Consider the following 20,822-nt stretch of genomic DNA (forward strand, 5'->3'; position numbering starts at 1 on the left):
TCGGATGACAAAGAAAACCCCTCCTGCGCTGGTCAGGAGGGGTTTTCTGATTGTCGGGCTGACAGGATTTGAACCTGCGACCACTTGACCCCCAGGAATGGCGAGTTTGCATCTACGCACGTCATGCGTGGTGTGCATACCGGCGTGAAGCGTCTGAATCGGGGCGTTGTGCGTGGTCGTGAATAGCGTGTGGTCCCCATCTGGTCCCCACGGACGCCTGGTCGTTCGTTGGGGATTTCCTGTTTCAGGACCACCGATTGGCGCTGTTCGGTGGGTTCCGCTCCCCCGGGGACTTCCCTTCCCCTGCTTCCTCATACTGGCCATCCCTGAGCTGAGGGAGGTCGTGTCAAGGGCGCTCTTTCCCTTGACTCGGCCGAGTGAGGTCAGACAATCGGGCCATGAGGAGGCAGGGACTACGCAACCAGCCCAGTCCCCACGTCCGGATGTCGCCATGAGATTCGTTCGGCAATCGATTCGCGCAGGTCATGTCGGTGTCGAACTTCCTGCGACCGGACCACAGCCGGTTGACTGGGCAGAGTGCCGGCCGATTCGTGTGCGACTGCGGGAGGTAAGCCGGGTACGGCTCTCGACGTGCCCACACTTCTCGGTTATCGAATACCAGCCATCTCGGATCGGAGGCTGACGGTGCAGCGTGTCGCCGACGCACCGGTCGTCCGGGTGAGCGAGGCACGAGCGAGGCCGGTGCGGCCGTGGTGCGGCGGCGGCGCGCAGCGCCGTCGCCCTTGATCCTGTATGGCGAAATTCGGCAACTACTCCGAGAACAAACCGGGCGTACCATGGCGGCCGTGAATGAGGCCATGGCTGACCTGCTGGCGCCGCTGACGGAATCGCGGCGGGCTCACTCGATCGCGGTCGGACGGCGGATGGAAACCGTCGCGGAGCGCTTGCCCGTGGAGCTCCGGGGTGACGCGATCACGGCGGCGTATCTGCATGACGTGGGCTACGGGTACCCGAATACCGGTTTCCACCCGATCGACGGTGCGCAGTTGTTGCAATCGCTCGATTACTCGCCGGTCGTGTGTCACATGGTGGCATTCCATACGGCAGCGGAAGTCGAGGCTGACGTGCGCGAACTGGATGCGAGCCTCTTCGATGAGTTCCGGGTGACCGAGGTGGCCGGTCTCGACAAAGCCGACGATCTCCTGTGGTGGGCTGACCTATCCACAGGACCGAACGGCGAACAGTTCAGTGTGGACGAGCGGCTGGCAGAGATTCTGGAACGGTACGAGCCGGGGAGCGTCGTGCACACTGCGATTACCCGGGCGGAACCGTGGCTAAGGGCGGCTGCTCAGCGGGCGTCCGGGTCGATGTAGGGTTCGCTCTCGTTCAGCGCCCAATCGATGCGCTTCCGCTGGCTCTGGTCCATGGTCAGATCAGGGATCCGCTCGACCGGCACCCACTCGACTCGTGTGCTCTCGTTGCTGGTCGTCGGTTCTCCTCCGACGGATTCACCGCGATATACCACAGTGAATTCCTGCCGTACCTCATCGTTGCTGGTGTAGTGAATGACGTGGGTCGGGTCCGTGAAAATACCAACGATGCCGGTTACGCGGATATCCACCCCGGTCTCTTCTTGCGTCTCCCGAATAGCTGTCTTGCTCAGTGATTCGCCCGGGTCGTGTGCGCCTCCAGGCATGGACCAGTTTCCATTATCTGACCTGCATATCAACAGGACTTCGCCATCCCTTTGGACGAATGCCGCCGCGCTCGGCCGGACACTGTTAGCCGTTGGCGCGTTCGGGTCCTGGTGGTAGTCGATTCGGCGTCCCATGAGGACAGATTACGCGGGGCGTCCTGTTTTCCAGGCTGCCTCGAACGAGTCGAGATAGTAGGAGAACAGGCGACCGCCGGGGACCTTCTGTAGGTGCTGCACCGGGGACTTTGCGGCATAAGCGCCGTAGCTATGGGTGTTGACCAGCATCGAGTCGCCGAAGCGGTAGATGCTGTTGTACAGCGTCGTACGGTGAGTGCGGATATCGACCATCGGCTGGTTCATCGTTTCCCGGAGGTATTCCAGCGTGGATTGGCACCGCTGCGGCAGGGAGGGCAAGCCTTCCTCGCGGGCGCGAGCTTTGACCTCGGGTGAATCGCTCTCACCGAGAAGTATGCGGACCTGGACGCCTGCATGCGCCTTGGTGCGTACGACATTCACGAAATCGAGGGATTCGACCAAGAAGCCCCCTGCGTATACCAGGACATCGATATGGTCACCGGCCTGCTTCATGAGTGAACGCCAGACCTCATGCGGCACTTCCGGGCGGGTGGGCCAGATCTCGACCAGTTCCGACAATGTGGCGGTAGTGGACCTGCTGCCAGCCAGTAGCTCGGGCCAGAGGTAGGTCTCGTCGCGGTCCAGTGCGCGGGCAACTTTCAACCGCAACCCTGGGTGTGGGCATCGATCCTGCGTGATCCAGCGCTCCACGGTCTTCGTGCTGATCTTAAGTTGTTCTGCCAGACCATTTTTCGTGAAGTTGGCGGCGGCCATGGCCCCCCGGAGCCGTTCGTTCGTCATGTCACCATTCTACTGCAAAAGTGTCCCTAAGTGTCCCACTTCTTGGGTTATTGCGTCCCTATGTGTCGCGAGATGCTTTATGTGTCAGAGGTTGCACGGCCACTAGGTCGACGTAATACCAACTCACACAAGGAGTTTCAGAGATGGCTTTGAAGGACATGTGGATCCCGACCGATTTCCGTTCCGTGTTCCCGAAGGGTGTGTTGCTGCTCGGTGATGTGGAGGCGCAGACCGAGTTCAGTGAGGACCGCAACGCGCCGAAGCGTCAGGCGCAGGACTATGACCGGGAGGGCAACGGCTCGGGTAAGCGCCTGTGGAAGGCGACGATCATGGACCGGGCGGGCGGCAAGGCCAACCAGGCCGGTTACGACATCACATTCGTTGCCGACCAGATGCCGGTTCCTTCGGAGCCGGAAGTCCTGGAGGGCCTGCGTCCGATCGAGCTGGAAGGGTTGCTGCTCAAGCCTCGTGTGGTCGGCAACGGCCAGTTCAAGTCGATCGGCTTCATGATCCGCGCGACGGGGATTAAGGGCGACAACTCGGGTTCCAAGCAGGCTCCGGCTGATCAGGGTGCGGCTCGTCCGTCCGGAAAGGCCGCGTGATGGCTGCCCTGGGTTTGCATGTCGCGACCGATGAGCCGATCACGGTGCGGTACGTCCCGACTATCCCCCTCGTCGGGGCTGCCGATTACCCGGCGCACATGGTGATGCGGTTCTCGGAGGGTTCGGGTACTGCCTGGTTGACCCCGGATGAGGCTCGTGACCTGGTGTCCGAGCTGTCGGCCGCGCTGGCTGAACACGACGCGGCCACCACTTCGTCTGCTGGTTCTGCTCAGGTTGGGGTGTCGTGATGCGGGCGGCGGATCAGTCGGCGGGAATGATGCGCCTGGCGCGCTGGTCCGCCGCACTCATCATCGTAGGCGTGGGAGCGGCAGCGTTCCGGCTGTCGTTTTCCACCCTGCAAGACCTCGCCCGGATCTCGGGCATGCCCGCTGGCGATGCGTGGCTGTTTCCGCTGATCGTGGACGGCACCATCCTGCTGGCCACGTTCGGGGTGCTGGTGTGCGCCAACCATAAGTCCGAACGCCGTTTCTTCCTTGGCGTGCTGATCGTCGGTTCTCTGGTCTCGGTCGCCGGTAACTCCGTGCATGCGGTCGTGGCCACCGATTCACCCTTGGGGTTGTTCGCGGCGTTGGTGGCGGCGGTGGCTCCGATATCGCTGCTGGTCGATACCCACGGCCTCGCGCTGCTGTTCCGCGTCTCCACTATGCAGCCCGAGCCCGGCCCCGCGCCTGCTCCGGCTGCTTTGCCGGCCGAATCTTCTCCCGATCCGGCGACCGATTCGGTTCCCGAACCCGAGCCCGAACCGGTCGCGCCACCTGCTCCTGCTCCTGTTCCCGCCCCGGCCTTGGCTCCACCGGCCCCGGTCGCTCCGGTTCCTGTTCGTTCCTCGCGGCCGGTGCAAACGATGCTGCCGCTCGCTGTCCCTGTTGGGGGTGCCTGATGTTCTCGAAATCCACTGTCCTGGCTACAGCGGTCCTGGTCCCGCTGCTGGCTGTTGTCCCTGCCGCTGATGCTGTGGCCGCCCCGGCTTCGTGCGCGATGTTCTGCGAGGACAAGCCGCCCTCGGCACAGAAGTGCGCGATGTTCTGCAACGAACCGCCCGCCCCACCCGCCAATGCCCAGGGCTGCCGCTTGTTCTGCGACCTCGGCGAGTCTCGGAATCCGGAGGTGCTGTGATGATTTCGCCTGACCTGCTCGTGATGGGTGGTTCTGCCGCTGTCTCCGCGTTCACCTTGTGGCGTTGGCGTCGCCTGGACGAGGTGAAACAACCCGAACCTGTCTCCGCGCCAATGCCGGTGGATCTCGGTCCGGCTGCGGCGATCGTCACCGACTCCGCGCAACTGGCCTTGATGTGGCAGGCGTTCAAACTCGGCTCGTGGGAGACCGGGTTTCCCAACGTCACCGCCGCGAATCTCACCGATTCGGGGATGCTGGTCGAGGTTCAGATGCTGGGCGGCCAGTCACTCGCCGACTGGAACAACGACGCCACCCGCGATGCTCTCGCGCACTACTTCGCGGTCCCCGATGTCCGGGTGTCGTCCCCTGCTCCGGGGTTCGTGCATCTGGAACTGCGGACGAACGATGTCCTCGCCGCCCCGGCCCCGGTCACTGATCTGCTTGCCTACGGGGTGGACCTGGAAGCCGTTCCTGTGGGGATCACCGAGGACTTCGACGTGTGGCGGCTGCGGGTGATGTATTCCCACATCCTGATCGCCGGGGCCACGGAATCGGGTAAGGGCTCGGTGCTGTGGTCGATCCTCAACGGTCTCGGTCCGGCGATCAAAGCCGGGCTGGTGGATGTGCTGATGGGTGATCCGAAGGGCGGGATGGAATTCGGTCGCGGGGAAGACCGGTTGTTCACCGATTTCCAGTGGACCGCCGATGGCATCATCGCCATGCTCACCACTGCTGAGGCGGAGATGCAGGAGCGTGCGGCCCGGTTCAAAGCAGCACGTATCCGCAAGTACACGCCCAGTGTGGATGAACCGCTGAAGGTCATCATCATCGACGAATACGCCTCCCTGTCGGCGTTCGCATCCAAAACGCAGGTGGCGGAGGCTTTGCGGCTGCTCGGGGTGATTCTGACCCAGGGCCGCGCGGTCGGCTACTCGGTGATCGTCGCGTTGCAGGACCCGTCGAAGGAGACCATGCCCAACCGGCAACTGTTCTCCGTCCGCGTCGGACTGCGTTTCGCCGAACCGAGCCAAACCACCATGGTCCTCGGCGACGAAGCCAAACCGGCCGGTGCGTTGTGCCATCACATCCCGACCACGACTCCCGGTGTCGCCTACGTCGGCCGAGATGGCTCCGCTGATTTCGTGCGGGTCCGCGCCTACTGGGTCGATGACGACGACACGGACCGCATCGTCGAGCAGTACTCCCCGGTCCAGCCGGACTTCTCCCCACAAGCCGACTACTCCGGTTTCAACCCGGACGACCTCGGCGACGAGCAGGGCCCTCTCGCGGCCTGACCTGATCTATCCAGAGCCATCCTCACTTTGGAACGGAGCTACACCCATGTCTCGCCACCTGATCGTCACTGCCCCCGCCGATGTGATCGACCTCGCCGCCCGCCGTCGCTGCGCTCTCGAACGCGCCGGACATGATCCGGTATCGGTCGCGGTCGCCATGTTCGCCGAAACGGGTGAGGTGCCCGGCTGGGACTTCACCACCGACCCTGACGACGGTTCGGGGTGGGCGGCATGACCCAGCCGGCCGAAAGCCCTCGGCGGGAACCGAACCGGATCGTCGTGGAAGCCGCCGACCAGGTTCGCCGCAGCAAACGCGCTCGCCAGGCCCGCAAGAACCTGCACGAACCCTGCACCGATCAACTCGCCCTCTTCGACCCGGAGAACCCGTCATGAGCTTCACACTGTCGACCACCAACCATGGCGGCTCGTCCACGGCCACCGTCTCCACCACTGGCACCCGCCGTGACCCGTTCGACTGGCTCGGGCTCGCTGTCCTGTACTCCGGCTGGTACCTCGTCGCTGGCCTCGCCACCGCGATCCATTGGGCGATCCTGTTCCCGGCGATCTCCATCCCGGTCGGCCTCGCTATCGCTACGGGTGTGCTGGTCGGCTGGCCTTCGGCGGTCGCGGTCGCTATCGCGTTCACCGGGCTACTGCTGTTGTGGCGTCGGGCTCGCCCGGACCTGTTCGCCCGGTGGATCACCCACCGTGCCCGGACCCGGTTCCTGACCTGGTGGCGCTACCGCCGCAACTGGGCTCGCCTGATGAAAGCCTGCCACCTCACCGTCACCACCCAAACCCGCGTCGTCACACCGCGCCTTGCCGGTGCCGTGATCGGGAAAGGCACCGATCGGGTCAGGTTGCGGATGCTGGAAGGTCAGTGCCCGGCTGACTACGAGAACCGCGCCGAGACCATCGCACACGCGTTCAAAGCCGACCAGTGCCACGCCTCGATCGTCGGCCCGGCCACGGTCGAACTGCGGTTCCGCTTCGGTGACGCGCTCGCCGAGACGGTATTGGTGCCTCGCGTGGATCACTGGACCAAGCCGGAAGGAGACGTTGCCTGATGGATGTTGTGACCTCGACCGATGAGTCCGGGGTCCCGGCCCGGCAGACTGCGGCAGCCCGTCGTAGCCTGCCGGACTTCCGGGATGTCGCCGAAGCCACCGCCGAAAAGGTCGGTGTCTGCACCCGGCCCCTGATCATGAAGGTGTTCGACCCGGTTGCCGGCCGAAACAACTACGTCGGCGTCCCGTGCAAGGCGACCTTGGAATCGGTGTGCAAACCGTGTGCGACGCGCAACAGGTTCCTGCGGATCACCCAGTGCCGCGAAGGCTGGCACATGGAAACCGAACCCGAGGTCGAACCCCAGGAACCCACCGAGACACAGATCGATCTGCTCACCGCGCGCTCGGATCTGTTCGGCACCTACCAGCAGGCCAAGCAAGACGGTGATGCCGAGATGATGGCCGCTGTCCGAGACGTTGTGGCCGAACTTGATGACGAAATGAAGGAGTCCGGGTTCCGAGGTCGGCTGCCGGATCTCGATCGGGAGTCCAAGGAGCGTCGCAAGCGTTCGACTCGTCGTCGTCAGGATGCGCCGAATCTGCCGCGCCGCAAGGTTTCCAAGCACACCATCGGCCAGCAGTTTGCGGGCAAGTTCCGGCCCTCGATGTTCGTTACCCTGACCCTGCCCTCCTACGGGCAGGTGCAATCCGATGGTTCACCTCGTACCGCGGGCACCTACGACTACCAGCGGGCTGCCCGCGACATCGTGTTCTTCGCCCAGCTGGTGGATCGCTGGATCCAGAATCTGCGCCGGGTGGTCGGCTACAACGTCCAGTACTGGGGCACCGTCGAACCCCAGCGCCGGGGAGCCCCCCACCTGCATGTCGCACTGCGGGGCGCGATCTCGCACAAGATCATTCAGCAAGTCACCGCCGCGACCTACTTCCAAGTGTGGTGGCCCCGCTTCGACCCCGAAGACGAGATATACCCCGCTGATGTCGTGCCGGTCTGGGACCCGCAACAGACCACGTTCGTGGATCCGGACTCCGGGGCTGCGCTGCTCGGTTTCGATGACGCGATCGATGTCCTCGGCGGGATGGATGAGTGGGCACCCGCGCATGTGACCCGGTTCGGGGAGCAGGTCGATTCCAAAGGCATCCTCGGCGGCACCGAAGAAGCCACCCGCCACATCGGCTACATGACGAAATATCTCACCAAGTCGATCAACGAAGTCCTCGAACCGGAGACTCAGCGCGCGGCCGACCACTACGAGCGCCTGCACGCCGAACTTCAGCACATCCCGTGCTCGAAGAACTGCCCGGTCTGGTTGCGCTTCGGCATCGTCCCCCTCGGTGCCACTGAGAAGACGGTTCCCGGTCGGTGCCGGGGCCGCTGCCATCGCCGGGACCTGCTCGGTATCCCCGGCAAGCGGACCCCGAACTCTCGCCAGTGGTCGGGCAAAACCCTGCCGGACCACCAGGCCGACCGCGTGAACTTCGTTCGGCAACTGCTCGCCGAGTACGGCATCGAGAAACCGGACAACCCGAACCTGCGGTATTCGCTGGTCAAGCCGGGCGACAAGAACTGCCCGCCACGGGATCACATCATCATGGCCTCCATCGTCCAGCGCATCGCCTGGCGCGCCGAATACAACCGCGCCCTGCTCGACGCCGGGCCACCAGACGAACTCGGAATCTCGGCAATCCCGGAAGCGGCATAGGAAGGTACACGGCAATGGCATTCGATCGGTTACTCGAAGTGCGTTGGTACACAACGGAAGAGGTCGCCCGAATACTTGGCGTTGATGCTTCGAGCCTGAGGCGCTGGCGTACCGCTCTTCCTCCGCAAGGGCCTCCGTTTGTCCAGGTGTCGGATCGTGTGATTCGGTACAGCAGCGTTGATGTCGAGGCGTACTTGCAGGCTCGGCGCGTTGACCCGATGGCCGCGTGATGACCAAGCAGATTCATCCGATGCCGCTCGGCGTCGAACTCCGGGCTGATATCGAGGTCCGGGAGCGTGCCAAGCCGTACCGAGCTCGGATACGTTGGGCCGATCCGGCCACCAAGAAACGTCCCTCGGTGTCGGAAGCGTTCGAAACCCGGGATGAGGCTGAGGCGTGGATCGAGAAAATTCGGCAAGCTGCGCTGCGGGGTGTCGATCCGAAGATGGCCACCGCGACACTGGCCGAATACGGGAAAGTCAGCCTTGAGCTGGCGCTACGCGGGATCGAACCGAAGACCAGGGACCCGTACTTGGCTGGTTGGCGGCGTCGGGTGCTTCCGGCCGTGGGGCATCTGCCGGTAACCATGATTACGGCCGGTGTGGCGGACAGGGCTGTCGGGTCGTGGATCGCAGATGGCTGCAGCAAGTCGACGGTCAAGAACACCCTCGCGGTCTGGGGCCGATTGATGGAGCAGGCTGTCCGTGACGAACTGATCGATCGCAACCCGGTACAGGTCAGCGGCTGGCAACGCATGTTCGACCAGGTAGAGGACGAACTGGAAGACCCGCGCGCCCTCGCCCTGCCTGACTGGAAGACGCTTGTTGCTCTCGCGGATGCGCTGGTCGCGGCATCTCATGGTGAATATCGTGGCTGGGGTGATGTGGTGATCTTCGCTGCGTGCACGGCCACCCGGATAGGCGAGGTCTCCGGGTGCCGGGTCGGTGATATCGATGTTGACGACTGGGTATGGACGTTGCGGCGGCAAACCACGCCGGGGCCGGGCGGGATGCAGGACAAGGGAACAAAGGGCCGACGTGCGCGCCGGATTCCGGTCATCGAGGACATTCGGCCGATGGTCCGACGCCGAATCGAGGCAACGAACGGGAAGGCTGACGCTCGACTGTTCCGGGGCCCACGTGGCGGCCGGATATCGACCGGAGTGCTGCGGGATGCCACCCACTGGGACGATGTGGTCGCGAAACTCGGTTACGAGCACCTCCGGCGTCACGGGCTTCGCCATACGGGACTGACGTGGTTCGCGGATGCGGGGGTACCGGTGCATCGGCTACAGCGGATCGCTGGCCACACCGACCCCCGGATCACTCAGCGGTATCTGCACCCCGATATCAAGGCGTTGATCGAGGACGGAAAACTCCTTTCGGAGCACCTTCGGTCCCCATCTGGTCCCCAACTCCGGGTGGTCGGATGACAAAGAAAACCCCTCCTGCGCTGGTCAGGAGGGGTTTTCTGATTGTCGGGCTGACAGGATTTGAACCTGCGACCACTTGACCCCCAGTCAAGTGCGCTACCAAACTGCGCCACAGCCCGTCGCACCCCGCCGGGGTGCTCGATGAGATTACCTCAGAGTCGTTTGTGACTACTAATCGGCAGGTCAGAGTGGGTGAATCGACTGCCGGTGGTGCGCGTATCTTGGTGCGGCCGAGTCTGCGTCGCGTTTCTCATAGGCGTTCAACAGGTGTTGCGGGTTGCGTTCTGCTGTCGCTGGGGTCAAGTGGGTAATCGGCAAGGGGGTTCCAAGCTGGCTGTGGGGAGTTTGTTCTCGTCTTGGATGTGGTTGTGCCTTGATTGAAGGCTTCCATCTAGTATCGCGGGTGATACTATGGAGGTGTGGCCAAGGTGGAGAAGCTGCTCGCCAAGATGCGGGAATCGCCAACAAATGTCCGGTACTCCGAACTCGAATCGGTGTGTCGTGAGCACTTCGGTGAGCCTCGCACAACGGGCGGCAGTCACGCTGTCTTCAAAACCCCGTGGCCCGGTGATCCGCGCGTCAACATTCAGGAGAACCCCAATGGTGGATGCAAGCCCTACCAGGTCAAACAAGTGATCGCAGCCATCGACAAACTCCTCGAGCTCCAGGCAAGACTCGAACAAGAACAAAAGGAGGGTGACTAGCATGTCCGATCTCTACGATCTGCCGGACTACACGCATTATGCGTATCGCGTACTTTGGTCGCCCGAAGATGAAGAATTCGTCGGACTCTGCGCCGAGTTCCCTTCTCTGTCATGGCTGACCCCGGACCAGGATGCAGCCTTGAAAGGCATCCGCGAACTGGTCCGTGAGGTCATCAAAGATATGGCAGTCAACGATGAACCCGTGCCTCGTCCGCTGGCGGAACGTCGCTACAGCGGTAAGTTCATGGTCCGTACGTCCCCCGACTTGCATGCCCGTCTCGCGCGGGAAGCTGCCGAGCAGAAGGTGTCATTGAACCACCTGGCGAATGAGCGGCTCGCTTCGAGTTAGGGCTGGCCTCAGGGTGCAAACGTCGTGATAGTCGGGCAGCGGTCGAGCTGATTCGGCTGGAAGTGATTGCTCGCGCTGTGGAGTCGGTTTCGTCTTCCATGTCAGGAAGCTCCGTGGTCAGCGGCTCCGTCACCTGGTTTCGCGCGAATAGTTTGTGCATTAACTATTCGCAGGTTATGTTGGTGAAACCGGATCGGTGGAGGTGTGATGACTGCGGAGATCGATGACCCGCTGCGGTTGGAGCGGCAGGTGTGTTTTGCGCTTGCTGTCGCCAACCGCTCGGTGCTCGCTGTGTATAGGCCACTGCTGGAGCCGCTCGGGTTGACGCATCCGCAGTATCTCGTCATGTTGGCGCTGTGGGGGGAAGCGCCGATGTCGGTCAAGGCGATCGCTGAGGCAATTCAGCTCGATTCGCCCACGTTGTCGCCGCTGCTCAAACGGCTGGAGAGTGCTGGTCTCGTCACCCGGCGGCGCGATCCAGGCAACGAACGCACCCTGGTGGTCGACCTCACCGAAGCGGGGCGTGCGTTACGCCGGGAAGCTGAACGGATCCCGCCCGCTGTCGTGGACCGGCTCGGTGTGGAGCTGAGTGACCTCGATGAATTGCGTGAAGTGCTCGGTCGTGTCAACGAGGCGGCCCGGCGGGCAGCGGTTGCCTATCCGGACAACGAATCATGAACGTGTCCGTGGTCAGCGAAAACGCGACTTCGGACGGCCGGCAGGAGGGCCCCGTGACCGATCGGACTCCCACACCGATCCAGCGCATCCGCTACATCTTCGGCCGGCCCTTGCCGTCTTCGATGCAGCAGTGGGTCCTTCGCGACCAGACCGGTCCGGGTGCCACCCGGCGGTACCTGCAGCGCTTCCTGTTGCCCCCGATTCCGTTGTTGTGCCTGTTTGCGCTCGTGCCGGGCCCGTGGTGGATGGGCGTTTCGATGGCCGCGCTGGTGTTCCTGCCGCTCGCGTTTTTCGCGGTCGCGCTGGTGTATGTACATCGGCGTCATGTGCTGGTCAAGCACGGGCTCGATCCCGTACTGGCCGACCCGGACCGGCAGCGCCGCGCCGCTGCGGAACGCGCGAGCTACGAGAGGCGCTTCAACCGCGGCTGACACATCGCTTTGCGGTACTGGCGAAACGGTACCGCGGCGTGCGCAAGATCGACGGCTGTTCCGGCGCCGAGACCTGCGTAGTTCTGCTCGGTCGGGGTACTGCGTGGTCGGCATTGCTGTCGATGATTGGAGGCGTCATGAGAGACGTCGACGAAAATGTTGCTGGTGGGCGCGGAGGGCGTCTGCATATCCCGCGTAGCCGGGGTGCCCTGGGTGGTCTGGCCGTCTTGCTGCTGGGTATCTGGGGTGTGCTCATCCCGTTCATCGGACCGTATTTCAGTTTTGCCTACACTCCCGACGAGCCGTGGGTGTGGTCGGCCGCGCGCGGCTGGCTGCAGGTGCTGCCCGGGGTGGTGGCGATAATCGGCGGGCTGCTCATGCTGCTGAGCCGGAACCGGATCGTGGCGAGTACGGGTGCGTGGCTGGCCACGGCGGCCGGTGCGTGGTTTGTGATCGGGCCGCTGCTGGCAGGCCCGTTGGGGCTCGGCGATATCGGTGAACCGGTCGCGGGGTCCGAGTGGAAGCAGGCCTTTGTGCAGCTGACATTCTTCTACGGGCTCGGCGCGCTGATCCTGTTCTTCGCCGCGACCTCGCTCGGACGGCTGTCGGTGCGCAGCGCCCGCGATATTGCCTTCAACCGGCGTGCGGTCGATGCGGTCGAGGGGCGCCGGGTAGCCGATGCTCCGGCCGCCGCCACCGCCGATCCCCGCATCGGACGGCCCGGCTTCCGTGGCACACCGGGTCTGCACGGTGGATCGGCCTGAAAACTTGCCGGTCTGCGGAGGCTTTGCCGCTGGGCATTCTCCGTGAATGAGTGAGCGGTTACTGTTGGCCGCGTCGAACCGGGGCGGGGATGTGGACTCGACAGGAATGGGGCATTCCGATGAAATCAACAGCTCGAAGCCCTCTGATCGTTTCTCGGATCGCCGGCGCGGTTCTCGGCGCGGCCGCGCTTTTCGCGGCCGCGGGGGCGCCGGTGGTGGCCGCTCCCGACAGTGCACCGCCCGGGCAGCTCGTCGTACTGAACGAATACTGCGAGGAGCCCGGAGCGGTCGCGCATGTGGAGGACGGCCGTACTGTCTATTGCACCCAGGTGGAGGCGACCGATGCGTTCGTCTGGTCGTATTCGCCGGAGCCGATACCCAGGGATCCCAACACTCGTGAGTACACGTGTGCCGAGGACGGCTGTCGCTATCCCGACGGTTCGGAGGTTCCGGGGTATCAGCGGTGCGGGATCCTGTGCGGTGAACCGCCGACGTCCGGCGATGTGCAGAGCGGTTTGGCCGACTGCTTCGACTCGGGTACACCGTTCGAGGAGTGTGAACGACGGCTGCCCGAGTGAGTATCGCGCCGCTGGAGCTATTACTGCGGGAAGAGCGTCAGAACCTGCGACATCACCTGGCGGGCGACGTCGTCGGTGGCCGAGGTGACCTCTACGGCCGGTACGCGGGCCACGAAAGCTGTGCTGTCGGCAGGTAATTCGGGGCCAACGACGGCGGAGTAGATCGGGATCCTGCTGTCGTAGAGCGAAGTCGTGCGGAAGACGGTGCGGTCGTCGATCTTCTCTTCGGTGGCGCGGGCCCGCACCTGGTCGGTGACGCGGTAGTCGTAGGCCACCGTCACGGTTTCGTCGCGATACCGGAACAGGCATTGGGTGAGCCGGCGTTCGTCGGTATCGGCGGTGCCGTCGAGTTTCGCGCGGACCGCGCACGGGTCGGCGCCGAGCAGGACGGTGTCGACGGTATCGGGGGAGGTGCCCTGAGGCGGCGACTGTCGCCAGCGGTCGATCATACCGGGCAGCAAACCGTCGGCGACCGCACACGAATCGCGGTTCGGGACGGAGAGGCCGAGGTAGAAGGCGGCACCCGAGGGGAACCGGGCCGTGGCGCCACACGCGCGGGCGCCTGGGTCGCGGTCGGGGACCAGCAGGACGTGCACGTCGCCGAGATGTTTGTCGATACCGAGTCGCGGAGCCAGCGGGGGGAGCAGGGTCGAATGCCAGGTGAGGGTGGCGGCTTCGGCGGGGGCCGGGTCGCCGAGGGTGGCGCGGCACGAGTCCAGGCCGATCGTTACGTCCTGGATTTCGCCGAGGTCCAGGTCGTCGAGGGTATCGCGGGGGAGGAGTGCGCAAACGTCGATCTGGCGCGTCGCCTGGGCGACGGCGGCCTGCTGCTGCGGGGTGTCGGCGGGTGCCGACCAGAATTGTGGCGGCGGGGCGGGGATCGCCGGGGACCGGACGGCGCCGCTGTCCGGGTCGTCGCCGCAACCCGCCACGGCGAGTACCACGGCTGCGGCAAGTGCGAGCATGCGATAGACCGTCACCCGTGACCTCCCGGTGCGAGCTGAGCAGGACCGTTGCCCGCATCGAGTCTGCGGCACCGGCAACCTCAGCGCAAATAATCGAGGGTGCCGGCCGGTTCCACGGTGTCATCTGCGTTGCGGTGCGACCCGCCACTGCACTCGGCTGAGAAGAGTGCGGGGCGGAGGTCTGCCCGCCCGGCCGGCCGGAGTCAGGGCTCAGCGTGGTGCCGCCGGCCGGTCGCGACCTGCGTTGCGAGCCGTGCCCCGGTGGGCGGGCACGGTGGTGGGGTCTTCCGGCCAGGCGTGCTTGGGATAGCGGCCGCGGAGGTCGGCGCGGACCTGCGGCCAGCCGGTATGCCAGAACGACGCCAGGTCCGCGGTGACCGCCACCGGGCGCCGGGCGGGGGAGAGCAGATGCAGCACGATCGGGACCCGGCCCCGGGCCAGGCGCGGTGTCTCCTTCCAGCCGAAGACTTCCTGCACCTTGACAGCCAGCACCGGTTGGTCGGCCGCGTAGTCGAGGCGGAGGCGGCTGCCGGAGGGCACCTCGAGGCGGTCGGGTGCCAGTTCGTCCATCCGGGCAGCATCCGGCCAGGGGAGCAGGCGCTGGAGTGCCTGCCCGGCGTCGATACGTTCGAGGTCGGCGCGGCGGCGGGCGGCGGCGAGTTCGGGACCCAGCCAGGTGTCGGCGGCGGCCAGCAATGATTCGTCGTCGACCGGTGGCCACGGGGCGCCGAGGGCGCGGTGCAGGAAATCGAGGCGCTGCCGCAGGGCGACGGCGTCCGTGTCCCAGGACAGCAGGCCGAGACCGGTCGAGGTCAGCCCGCGCAGCACCGCCGCGGCCAGCTGGGAACGATCGGGGTCGCGGAGGGGGCGTTCGGACAGGGTGATCGCGCCCAGGCGTTCGATTCGCCGCGCGACCACATCACCGTCGACCCACTCGATTTCGTCGGCAGTCGTGATCAGGTTCGCCGCGGCGCGGCGCGCGAGCTGTTCATCGGCGACCGCCGCCAGCCGGATATATCCGTCGGACCGGCCGGGATCACGCGTGGCGACACCGACCGCCAGCCATTCCGCGTCGCCCGTTCCGGCGCCGGCGGGCAGTGTCACGGCGGTGCCGCCGGCCATGAGGTAGCTCGCGGAATCCGGGCCGCGGCGGCGGGCCAGCCGTTCGGGATGGGCCAGCGCGACCACGTAGGCGGGATCATCGACCCCGTCCGGTCCGTCGACCGTACGGGTCAGCCGCTCGACCTCGCGTCGCCAGCGTGCCGGTTGCTCGCGCCGCAGCATCCGCAGCCCGGCCGCCAGATCGACGCCGGACGTATGGGTGTCGTCGTCGAGGACGGCGACCACTTCCGCGGCAGTGCGCGCCCCGACCACGGCCGCACCGTCGAGCAGTGCGCGTGCCAGCCGGGGAGGCAACCCGATCCGGGCTATCCGCCGCCCGCGGTCGGTGACCGCGCCGTCGTCGTCCACGGCACCCAGTATTCGCAGAACCTCGCGCCCGGCCGCCAGACCGCCCGGTGGCGGCGCATCCCACCAGGTGAGGCCGTGCCCGTCGGCGGTACCCCAGCACGCCAGCTCCAATGCCAACCGGGTCAGGTCGGCGGTGCGGATCTCCGGCTCGGGATAGGCGGGCAGTGTGGCGTGTTCGTATTCCGGCCAGCAGCGCCACACCCGGCCCGGTGCCTCGCGACCGGCCCGCCCGGCGCGCTGGCCGGCCACCGCCGCCGACACCCGGACCGTGGCCAGTCCGGCCAGTCCTCGCGACCGATCGATACGCGGCACGCGGGCGAGTCCCGAGTCCACGACGGCACGGACGCCGGGCACGGTCAGACTGGACTCCGCCACCGCCGTGGACAGCACCACGCGTCGTCGTGGGCCGGGCCGCAGCGCTGTGTCCTGGTGCGCGGCCGACAGCCGGCCGTGCAGTGGAAGAATGTCGACGTCGCCGAGGCCGGCCAGAAGTGCCGTCGTCCGCCGGATCTCGGCGGCGCCGGGGAGGAAGACCAGGATGTCGCCGTCGGTGCCGGCGAGCGCGGCCCGGGTGGCGCGGGCGACCTGTGCCTCCTTGCGCTCACGGGGCAGCGGCGGAAGGTAGGTCGTATCGACCGGATGGGTGCGGCCCTCGACCTGCACCACCGGCGCAGGATGGTCGGCACCGAGCAGCGTCGCCAGCCGGTCGGCGGCGACGGTCGCCGAGGTGGCGAGCACCCGCAATTCCGGTCGCAGTCCGGCGCGGGCATCCAGCAGCAATGCCAGCAGCAGGTCCGCGTCGAGATGCCGTTCATGACATTCGTCGAGAACGACGGTGTCGATGCCCGCCAGCTCAGGGTCGTCCTGCAACCGCCGGACCAGCAGCCCGGATGTCACGACCTCGATCTGGGTCCGCCGCCCTACCCGGCGATCTCCTCGGACGGAGTAGCCGACGGTTTCACCCACCTGTTCGCCCAGCAGCGCGGCCATCCGCCCGGCCGCGGCTCGCGCGGCCAGCCGCCGGGGCTCGGCCACGAGCACTCGGCCTTCGATACTCGCGGCCAGCGCCAACGGGACGAGGGTGGTTTTGCCGGTTCCCGGCGGCGCGACCAGGACGGCCGTCTCGTGTTCGGTCAGCGTTTCGACAATACGATCGAGAACACCACGGATCGGTAGATCGGGAAGCTCGGGCAGTTTCATCACCGAACAGTCTGATACCTCGGCTCCGGGCTGCCACATCCACCGCTCGACCTGCTCGGCAGGCCGGTCTCGGTGCGGCCGGTTCCGGCCGCGATGTATGGATCAGTTGCGCCGCGCGAGCTCACGAAGCAGGCGGTTGTGCTCGGATTCCGGTTCTTCGCGGGTGATCTGCGGGGGCCGGTACGGCTGCGGGCGCGCGGGCCGGCGTTCGGTCTGCCGGCGAAGTTGCAGGGAGGTCAGTGCGCCGACCACCGTCGTGCAGACCGGTAGGTGGACGATTCGCGGATCGCCGCCCGCGAGGTGGGCGATGCGCGGGTTCGGGGTGACCAGGCATATCTCGATACCGTCGCGCCGATAGCGCTGCGCGTCCTCGGCCAGCGCCGCGAGGGTGCGCAGCGACAGGAACTCGAGCCTGGTGGTGTCGACGATCAGTGCGCCGCGCCCGGCCGCCGCCGTCTCGACGGCCTTGTCCACTTCCTGCCGCCACAGCGACAGTGTGTACGCGTCGGCTTGCCCCCGGACCGACAGGACGACGATCTCGCCGCGGCGCCGGACCCGGAAGAGTAGTTGCTGCTCGGGCGAGCGCGTAGACGAGGACGCGGCATGGGCCGAAGCGAAGGACGAGGAGCTGGTATCGGCATTCATTAGGCACCCGACTCGGCTCAGGATGCGTTCGCGCATCGCGGTCACGCCGACCCTGCATGTCTCAAGGTGAATCCGTGACTGTGTCCCACCCTAGCCCACTCGACCGGGTATGGGCGGGGTCGATGCGATGTCGCTGCCTTCTCTTCGGGCCGGCTCTTCGTGGCACCGTGCATCCCCAACCTTCGAGAGATGGTATCCGCCGAAGAATTGGACGACGATATCGATATCCCGTTTCCGTTCTGGGTGAAACCGATCAAATCGCATTCCTCGCAGTTGGGTTTCGAGGTCCCGGACGCGGAGACCTTCGCCTCCGCAGTCCAGCAGATCCGGGAGGAGATCGGCCGGATCCCCGACCCGTTCGACCGGGCGCTGGCACGGGTCGAGGTCCCCGGCGATATCCGGATGGCCGGTGGGCGTACCTGCCTGGCCGAGGAGATCGTCACCCGGACGGGTGGTGTAACGCTGGTCAGACGGCGTGCGGGTAGGTGTCCCCGGGTTCGTCCGGCCCGTGGTGTGCGATGAGGTCCAGCGGGGTCAGGGCGCTGGTTTCGTCGATATGCAGCAAGGCGTCGAACCGGTCCGCGGGCCGGGCATGGAAGTAATGGCTGCGCCGTTCGTTGTCCGGACGGTAGACCACCCCGATGGCGCGTTCGAGCTGGGGCGCGTCGAGCGCGGCGACCGGTTCGCGATCGAAGCGCAGCAGGAACTGTTCGATCCCGGTGCGGTGCAACAGATTCTCCACGCTGCCCGGCAGCGAAGGCCGCACTCGCTTCACCCGGGGCGGGCCGTCCCATTCGTCGGCGGCCAGCACGGTACCGGTGTGGGTGGTGAAACCGAGGATGCGGGATTCGCCGGGACAGTTCTGCCGGACCAGCTGGCCGAGATTCAACTCCCCGGCCGAACCGAGTTCCGTGGCGCGTGCGTCGCCGAGATGCGAATTATGGGCCCATACCACGATTTTGGCGTCGGAACCGGTGCGCTGCCGCAGATGTCCGCGTAATGCCGTGAGGGTGGCGAACATATGCTCGTCGCGGAGATTCCACGACGATACGCGGGAACCGAACATCGCCCGGTAGTACTGCTCGGCCGCGGCGACCAGGCGGGCGTTCTGTTCGGCGTAGAACTGTTCGTCGGGGTCACTCTGCCCGTCGGTGCGCAGTTCCCGGGTGCTCATCCGCTGCAGGTCCGCCAGCTGTGCGACCACTGCGTCCGCACAATCCTCGCCGGCCCCGAACGCCGCGGCGTAACCGTAATGCTGTTCATCGGTGTGCTGGTCGAAACAGGCATACCGGTCGCGGGCCCGCCGCGCGGCGGCCGGGTCGACCCGGTCGAGGTAGCCGATCACCTCCGCGGCGGAGCGGCGCATGCTGTAGAGGTCGAGGCCGTAGAAGTCGGCGGTGCGCGCCGGGTCGCGCCGGTTGTATTCGCGCAGCCATTCCACGAAATCGCGGACCACGGTATTGCGCCACATCCACATCGGGAAACGCTGGAAACCGCGCAGCGCCTGCTCGGCGTCACCGTCGTCGCCGCGGCCGCGGATATAGCGGTTCGCGCGGTGGGCGTCGGGCCAGTCGGCCTCCACGGCCACCGCGTCGAAACCGGCGCGTTCGATGAGGGTACGGGTCATCCGGGCCCGGGCGGCGTAGAACTCCGAGGTGCCGTGCGTGGCCTCGCCGATCAGCACGTACCGGGCATCACCCACCAGGTCCAGCAGGTCATCGTCGGACGGGACGCCGTCGGGCAGCGGGATGGCGGCGGACCTGACACCCACCTCCGGGCCGGTGGCGGCGGCCTGCTGTTCGCCCGCCGGGAGCTGCGCGGCCCGGTCGAGCAGGTCGCGGATCTCCTGGTCGGAGCTCTGGGTGAAGTCCTGGTACTCGGCACTCACACCGGCGAAACCGGCGGGTACGCGCGCGCAGACCATATCGTCCACCCGTCCGCGCAGCCCGGCACAGGTGGCTTCGAGGGCGACGGGTACCGCGACGACCACCCGCGTCGGATGCATCCGGTACACCGTGCGCACCGCCGCATCCATCGTCGCGCCGGTCGCCAGGCCGTCATCCACGAGGATCACCGTGCGGCCCGTGACATCGAGCAGCGGCCGCTCACCCCGGTAGGCCTGTTCCCGGCGGCGCAGTTCCCGGCCCTCCGCGCGGGCTATCCGCTCCAGGACATCGGGGCCGACCCGCTCCGCGGCGAGGACGTCACCGTTGGTGACCAGAACCCCGCCACTGGCGATCGCGCCCAGCGCCAGCTCGGAATTACCCGGGGAGCCGAGTCTGCGGACGACCAGGACATCGAGCGGTGCCTCCAGCGCCTGCGCCACCTCGTAAGCCACCGGCACACCGCCCCGGGGCAGAGCCAAAACGATGGTATCCGGGTCGCGGAAACGGTCGAGTAGCGTCGCGAGCGTCCGGCCGGCCTCGCGACGGTCACGGTAAGCGCTTGTCGCCATGGGGGCGCGCTACCCGGTCCCGTCCCGGGCAAACAGGGCAGGTCAGGGGGACGGACGACCGATCAGCGTTGACCGGTAGGCGCCGCGGCGGGATCGCCGTCGGTGCTGTCCGTGCCGATATCGCGGTGCAGTGTCAGCAGGACATGGTCGAGGCGGGTGCGCAGCCGGACCTCCTCGTCGGCGATCCCCGGGAGTGCCGCCACCATCCGTTCGGCGACCCGCCGCAACTTGATATTGGTCTCCTGCGAGCGCCAGCGCAGCACATGGAAGGCCTGGTCGGCGTTGATCCCGTAGGCGAGCATGAGCGCGCCCTTGGCCTGCTCGATGACCATCCGGGCATCCAGCACCTGCGGCAGGGTGTCGTCGAGGGCCTCCCGGCGGAACTCGTCCGCGGCGGCGGACAGATCGATATAGAAGCCCTCGGTACCGATCGCTTCGCCGGACTCGTCGAGCATCGGCTCGGATACCACGAGCACCTCCTTGACGTCGCCTGCCGTATCGATGATGCGGTGCCGGCTGGAGAACGGGCCCCCGTCCTCGACCGACAGGATCATGGCCTCGAGCCGGTCGCGATCGTCGGGGTGCTTATGGGAGAGCAGCAGCTCGGTGGTGGGACGGACCTCCGGCGGGTGGCCGTGGATCCGGGCGGCCTCCGCCGACCATTCCCAGGTCCGGGTCGCGAAGTAGTACCGGAACCGTCCCACTTGCAGGGGGTCGCCGGCGCCGACCACCCGTTCGACGAGTTCGACTTCGGACTCCGGCAGCTCGTCCCGCGCGTTCATGGATGTGATTATTCCCCGCGCTGCCCGCGCAGCCACTATCGACCGGTGCCACGGCCGGCGGCGGCCCGGTAGGA

26 protein-coding genes and 1 tRNA gene are annotated in these 20,822 nt (G+C 66.2%); 19 read left to right on the plus strand and 8 right to left on the minus strand.

The features are described 5' to 3' along the window. Window positions 1-806 precede the first annotated feature (806 nt). Entirely contained in the window at window positions 807-1,334 is a 528-nt protein-coding gene (locus ACFWPH_RS16545; RefSeq protein ID WP_378751816.1) for an HD domain-containing protein, read from the plus strand. Here the strand turns inward: ACFWPH_RS16545 and ACFWPH_RS16550 are convergent. Continuing rightward, entirely contained in the window at window positions 1,310-1,792 is a 483-nt protein-coding gene (locus ACFWPH_RS16550; RefSeq protein WP_378751817.1) for an NUDIX hydrolase, read from the minus strand. The two genes, ACFWPH_RS16545 and ACFWPH_RS16550, sit on opposite strands and share 25 nt — an antisense overlap. A 9-nt stretch (window positions 1,793-1,801) precedes the next feature. Then, the gene (locus ACFWPH_RS16555) at window positions 1,802-2,533 is read right to left on the minus strand and encodes an XRE family transcriptional regulator (protein ID WP_378751818.1); all 732 of its coding nucleotides are present in this window, start codon (window positions 2,531-2,533) and stop codon (window positions 1,802-1,804) included. Between the two features lie 143 nt (window positions 2,534-2,676). Between ACFWPH_RS16555 and ACFWPH_RS16560 the strand changes: the two genes are divergently transcribed. Genes ACFWPH_RS16560 through ACFWPH_RS16610 form a run of 11 tightly spaced genes read left to right on the plus strand, consistent with a single transcriptional unit; the run spans window position 2,677 to window position 9,727 of the window. Further along, entirely contained in the window at window positions 2,677-3,135 is a 459-nt protein-coding gene (locus ACFWPH_RS16560) for a hypothetical protein (RefSeq protein WP_378751819.1), read from the plus strand. Continuing rightward, window positions 3,135-3,383, plus strand: a complete 249-nt coding sequence (locus ACFWPH_RS16565) for a hypothetical protein (RefSeq protein ID WP_378751820.1) — start codon at window positions 3,135-3,137, stop codon at window positions 3,381-3,383. The genes ACFWPH_RS16560 and ACFWPH_RS16565 overlap by 1 nt, the downstream gene beginning before the upstream one ends. Next, window positions 3,383-4,036 carry a DUF2637 domain-containing protein gene (locus ACFWPH_RS16570; RefSeq protein ID WP_378751821.1) on the plus strand — a complete coding sequence of 218 codons (654 nt, stop codon included), beginning with the start codon at window positions 3,383-3,385 and terminating at the stop codon, window positions 4,034-4,036. The genes ACFWPH_RS16565 and ACFWPH_RS16570 overlap by 1 nt, the downstream gene beginning before the upstream one ends. Next, on the plus strand, window positions 4,036-4,272 hold the full coding sequence (locus ACFWPH_RS16575; RefSeq protein ID WP_378751823.1) for a hypothetical protein: 237 nt from the start codon (window positions 4,036-4,038) through the stop codon (window positions 4,270-4,272). Before ACFWPH_RS16570 ends, ACFWPH_RS16575 begins: the two co-directional genes overlap by 1 nt. After that, window positions 4,272-5,567, plus strand: a complete 1,296-nt coding sequence (locus ACFWPH_RS16580; protein ID WP_378751825.1) for an FtsK/SpoIIIE domain-containing protein — start codon at window positions 4,272-4,274, stop codon at window positions 5,565-5,567. Before ACFWPH_RS16575 ends, ACFWPH_RS16580 begins: the two co-directional genes overlap by 1 nt. A gap of 46 nt (window positions 5,568-5,613) precedes the next feature. Next, a complete protein-coding gene (locus tag ACFWPH_RS16585) occupies window positions 5,614-5,802 on the plus strand; it encodes a hypothetical protein (protein ID WP_378751827.1) in 189 nt (62 codons plus the stop codon). Then, window positions 5,799-5,960: a hypothetical protein gene (locus ACFWPH_RS16590; protein ID WP_378751829.1), complete on the plus strand. Its 162-nt coding sequence runs from the start codon at window positions 5,799-5,801 to the stop codon at window positions 5,958-5,960. Before ACFWPH_RS16585 ends, ACFWPH_RS16590 begins: the two co-directional genes overlap by 4 nt. Beyond that, the gene (locus tag ACFWPH_RS16595) at window positions 5,957-6,634 is read left to right on the plus strand and encodes a hypothetical protein (protein WP_378751831.1); all 678 of its coding nucleotides are present in this window, start codon (window positions 5,957-5,959) and stop codon (window positions 6,632-6,634) included. The genes ACFWPH_RS16590 and ACFWPH_RS16595 overlap by 4 nt, the downstream gene beginning before the upstream one ends. Next, the gene (locus ACFWPH_RS16600) at window positions 6,634-8,295 is read left to right on the plus strand and encodes a replication initiator (protein WP_378751833.1); all 1,662 of its coding nucleotides are present in this window, start codon (window positions 6,634-6,636) and stop codon (window positions 8,293-8,295) included. Before ACFWPH_RS16595 ends, ACFWPH_RS16600 begins: the two co-directional genes overlap by 1 nt. 14 nt (window positions 8,296-8,309) lie before the next feature. Further along, on the plus strand, window positions 8,310-8,525 hold the full coding sequence (locus ACFWPH_RS16605) for a helix-turn-helix transcriptional regulator (RefSeq protein ID WP_378751835.1): 216 nt from the start codon (window positions 8,310-8,312) through the stop codon (window positions 8,523-8,525). Beyond that, window positions 8,525-9,727: a tyrosine-type recombinase/integrase gene (locus tag ACFWPH_RS16610; protein WP_378751837.1), complete on the plus strand. Its 1,203-nt coding sequence runs from the start codon at window positions 8,525-8,527 to the stop codon at window positions 9,725-9,727. The genes ACFWPH_RS16605 and ACFWPH_RS16610 overlap by 1 nt, the downstream gene beginning before the upstream one ends. Before the next feature lie 45 nt (window positions 9,728-9,772). Here ACFWPH_RS16610 and ACFWPH_RS16615 read toward each other — a convergent pair. Further along, window positions 9,773-9,846: transfer RNA gene (locus ACFWPH_RS16615), tRNA-Pro, on the minus strand. Between the two features lie 300 nt (window positions 9,847-10,146). On the opposite strand from ACFWPH_RS16615, the gene ACFWPH_RS16620 reads away from it, so the two are divergent. The 6 genes from ACFWPH_RS16620 (at window position 10,147) to ACFWPH_RS16645 (ending at window position 13,231) form a co-directional block, all read left to right on the plus strand. Beyond that, window positions 10,147-10,431 carry a toxin HicA gene (locus tag ACFWPH_RS16620; RefSeq protein WP_378751839.1) on the plus strand — a complete coding sequence of 95 codons (285 nt, stop codon included), beginning with the start codon at window positions 10,147-10,149 and terminating at the stop codon, window positions 10,429-10,431. A gap of 1 nt (window position 10,432) precedes the next feature. Next, complete coding sequence (locus tag ACFWPH_RS16625) at window positions 10,433-10,780, plus strand: type II toxin-antitoxin system HicB family antitoxin (RefSeq protein WP_378751841.1); 348 nt, start codon at window positions 10,433-10,435, stop codon at window positions 10,778-10,780. Between the two features lie 207 nt (window positions 10,781-10,987). After that, window positions 10,988-11,458, plus strand: a complete 471-nt coding sequence (locus ACFWPH_RS16630) for a MarR family winged helix-turn-helix transcriptional regulator (protein ID WP_378751843.1) — start codon at window positions 10,988-10,990, stop codon at window positions 11,456-11,458. Further along, window positions 11,455-11,889 (plus strand): DUF5313 family protein, encoded by a 435-nt coding sequence (locus tag ACFWPH_RS16635; protein ID WP_378751845.1) that lies wholly within the window; start codon window positions 11,455-11,457, stop codon window positions 11,887-11,889. Before ACFWPH_RS16630 ends, ACFWPH_RS16635 begins: the two co-directional genes overlap by 4 nt. Window positions 11,890-12,026: 137 nt before the next feature. Continuing rightward, window positions 12,027-12,653, plus strand: a complete 627-nt coding sequence (locus ACFWPH_RS16640) for a hypothetical protein (RefSeq protein ID WP_378751847.1) — start codon at window positions 12,027-12,029, stop codon at window positions 12,651-12,653. A 119-nt stretch (window positions 12,654-12,772) separates the two neighbouring features. After that, window positions 12,773-13,231: a hypothetical protein gene (locus ACFWPH_RS16645; protein WP_378751849.1), complete on the plus strand. Its 459-nt coding sequence runs from the start codon at window positions 12,773-12,775 to the stop codon at window positions 13,229-13,231. Between the two features lie 20 nt (window positions 13,232-13,251). Here the strand turns inward: ACFWPH_RS16645 and ACFWPH_RS16650 are convergent, their stop codons facing one another. The 3 genes from ACFWPH_RS16650 to ACFWPH_RS16660 form a co-directional block, all read right to left on the minus strand. After that, complete coding sequence (locus tag ACFWPH_RS16650; protein WP_378751851.1) at window positions 13,252-14,211, minus strand: peptidase; 960 nt, start codon at window positions 14,209-14,211, stop codon at window positions 13,252-13,254. A 195-nt stretch (window positions 14,212-14,406) separates the two neighbouring features. Continuing rightward, window positions 14,407-16,866 carry an ATP-dependent helicase HrpB gene (hrpB, locus tag ACFWPH_RS16655; RefSeq protein ID WP_378751852.1) on the minus strand — a complete coding sequence of 820 codons (2,460 nt, stop codon included), beginning with the start codon at window positions 16,864-16,866 and terminating at the stop codon, window positions 14,407-14,409. A gap of 102 nt (window positions 16,867-16,968) precedes the next feature. Then, window positions 16,969-17,511 carry an STAS domain-containing protein gene (locus ACFWPH_RS16660; RefSeq protein WP_378751854.1) on the minus strand — a complete coding sequence of 181 codons (543 nt, stop codon included), beginning with the start codon at window positions 17,509-17,511 and terminating at the stop codon, window positions 16,969-16,971. Window positions 17,512-17,700: 189 nt separating this feature from the next. Between ACFWPH_RS16660 and ACFWPH_RS16665 the strand changes: the two genes are divergently transcribed. Continuing rightward, on the plus strand, window positions 17,701-18,033 hold the full coding sequence (locus tag ACFWPH_RS16665) for a hypothetical protein (protein ID WP_378751856.1): 333 nt from the start codon (window positions 17,701-17,703) through the stop codon (window positions 18,031-18,033). Here the strand turns inward: ACFWPH_RS16665 and ACFWPH_RS16670 are convergent. Together ACFWPH_RS16670 and ACFWPH_RS16675 are read right to left on the minus strand one after the other, a co-directional pair. Continuing rightward, window positions 17,978-19,966, minus strand: a complete 1,989-nt coding sequence (locus tag ACFWPH_RS16670) for an erythromycin esterase family protein (protein WP_378751858.1) — start codon at window positions 19,964-19,966, stop codon at window positions 17,978-17,980. The two genes, ACFWPH_RS16665 and ACFWPH_RS16670, sit on opposite strands and share 56 nt — an antisense overlap. Window positions 19,967-20,028: 62 nt before the next feature. Continuing rightward, window positions 20,029-20,748 (minus strand): PAS and ANTAR domain-containing protein, encoded by a 720-nt coding sequence (locus ACFWPH_RS16675; protein WP_378751860.1) that lies wholly within the window; start codon window positions 20,746-20,748, stop codon window positions 20,029-20,031. Window positions 20,749-20,822 lie beyond the last annotated feature (74 nt).

Source organism: Nocardia sp. NPDC058499, assembly GCF_042719915.1.
Taxonomy (GTDB): domain Bacteria; phylum Actinomycetota; class Actinomycetes; order Mycobacteriales; family Mycobacteriaceae; genus Nocardia.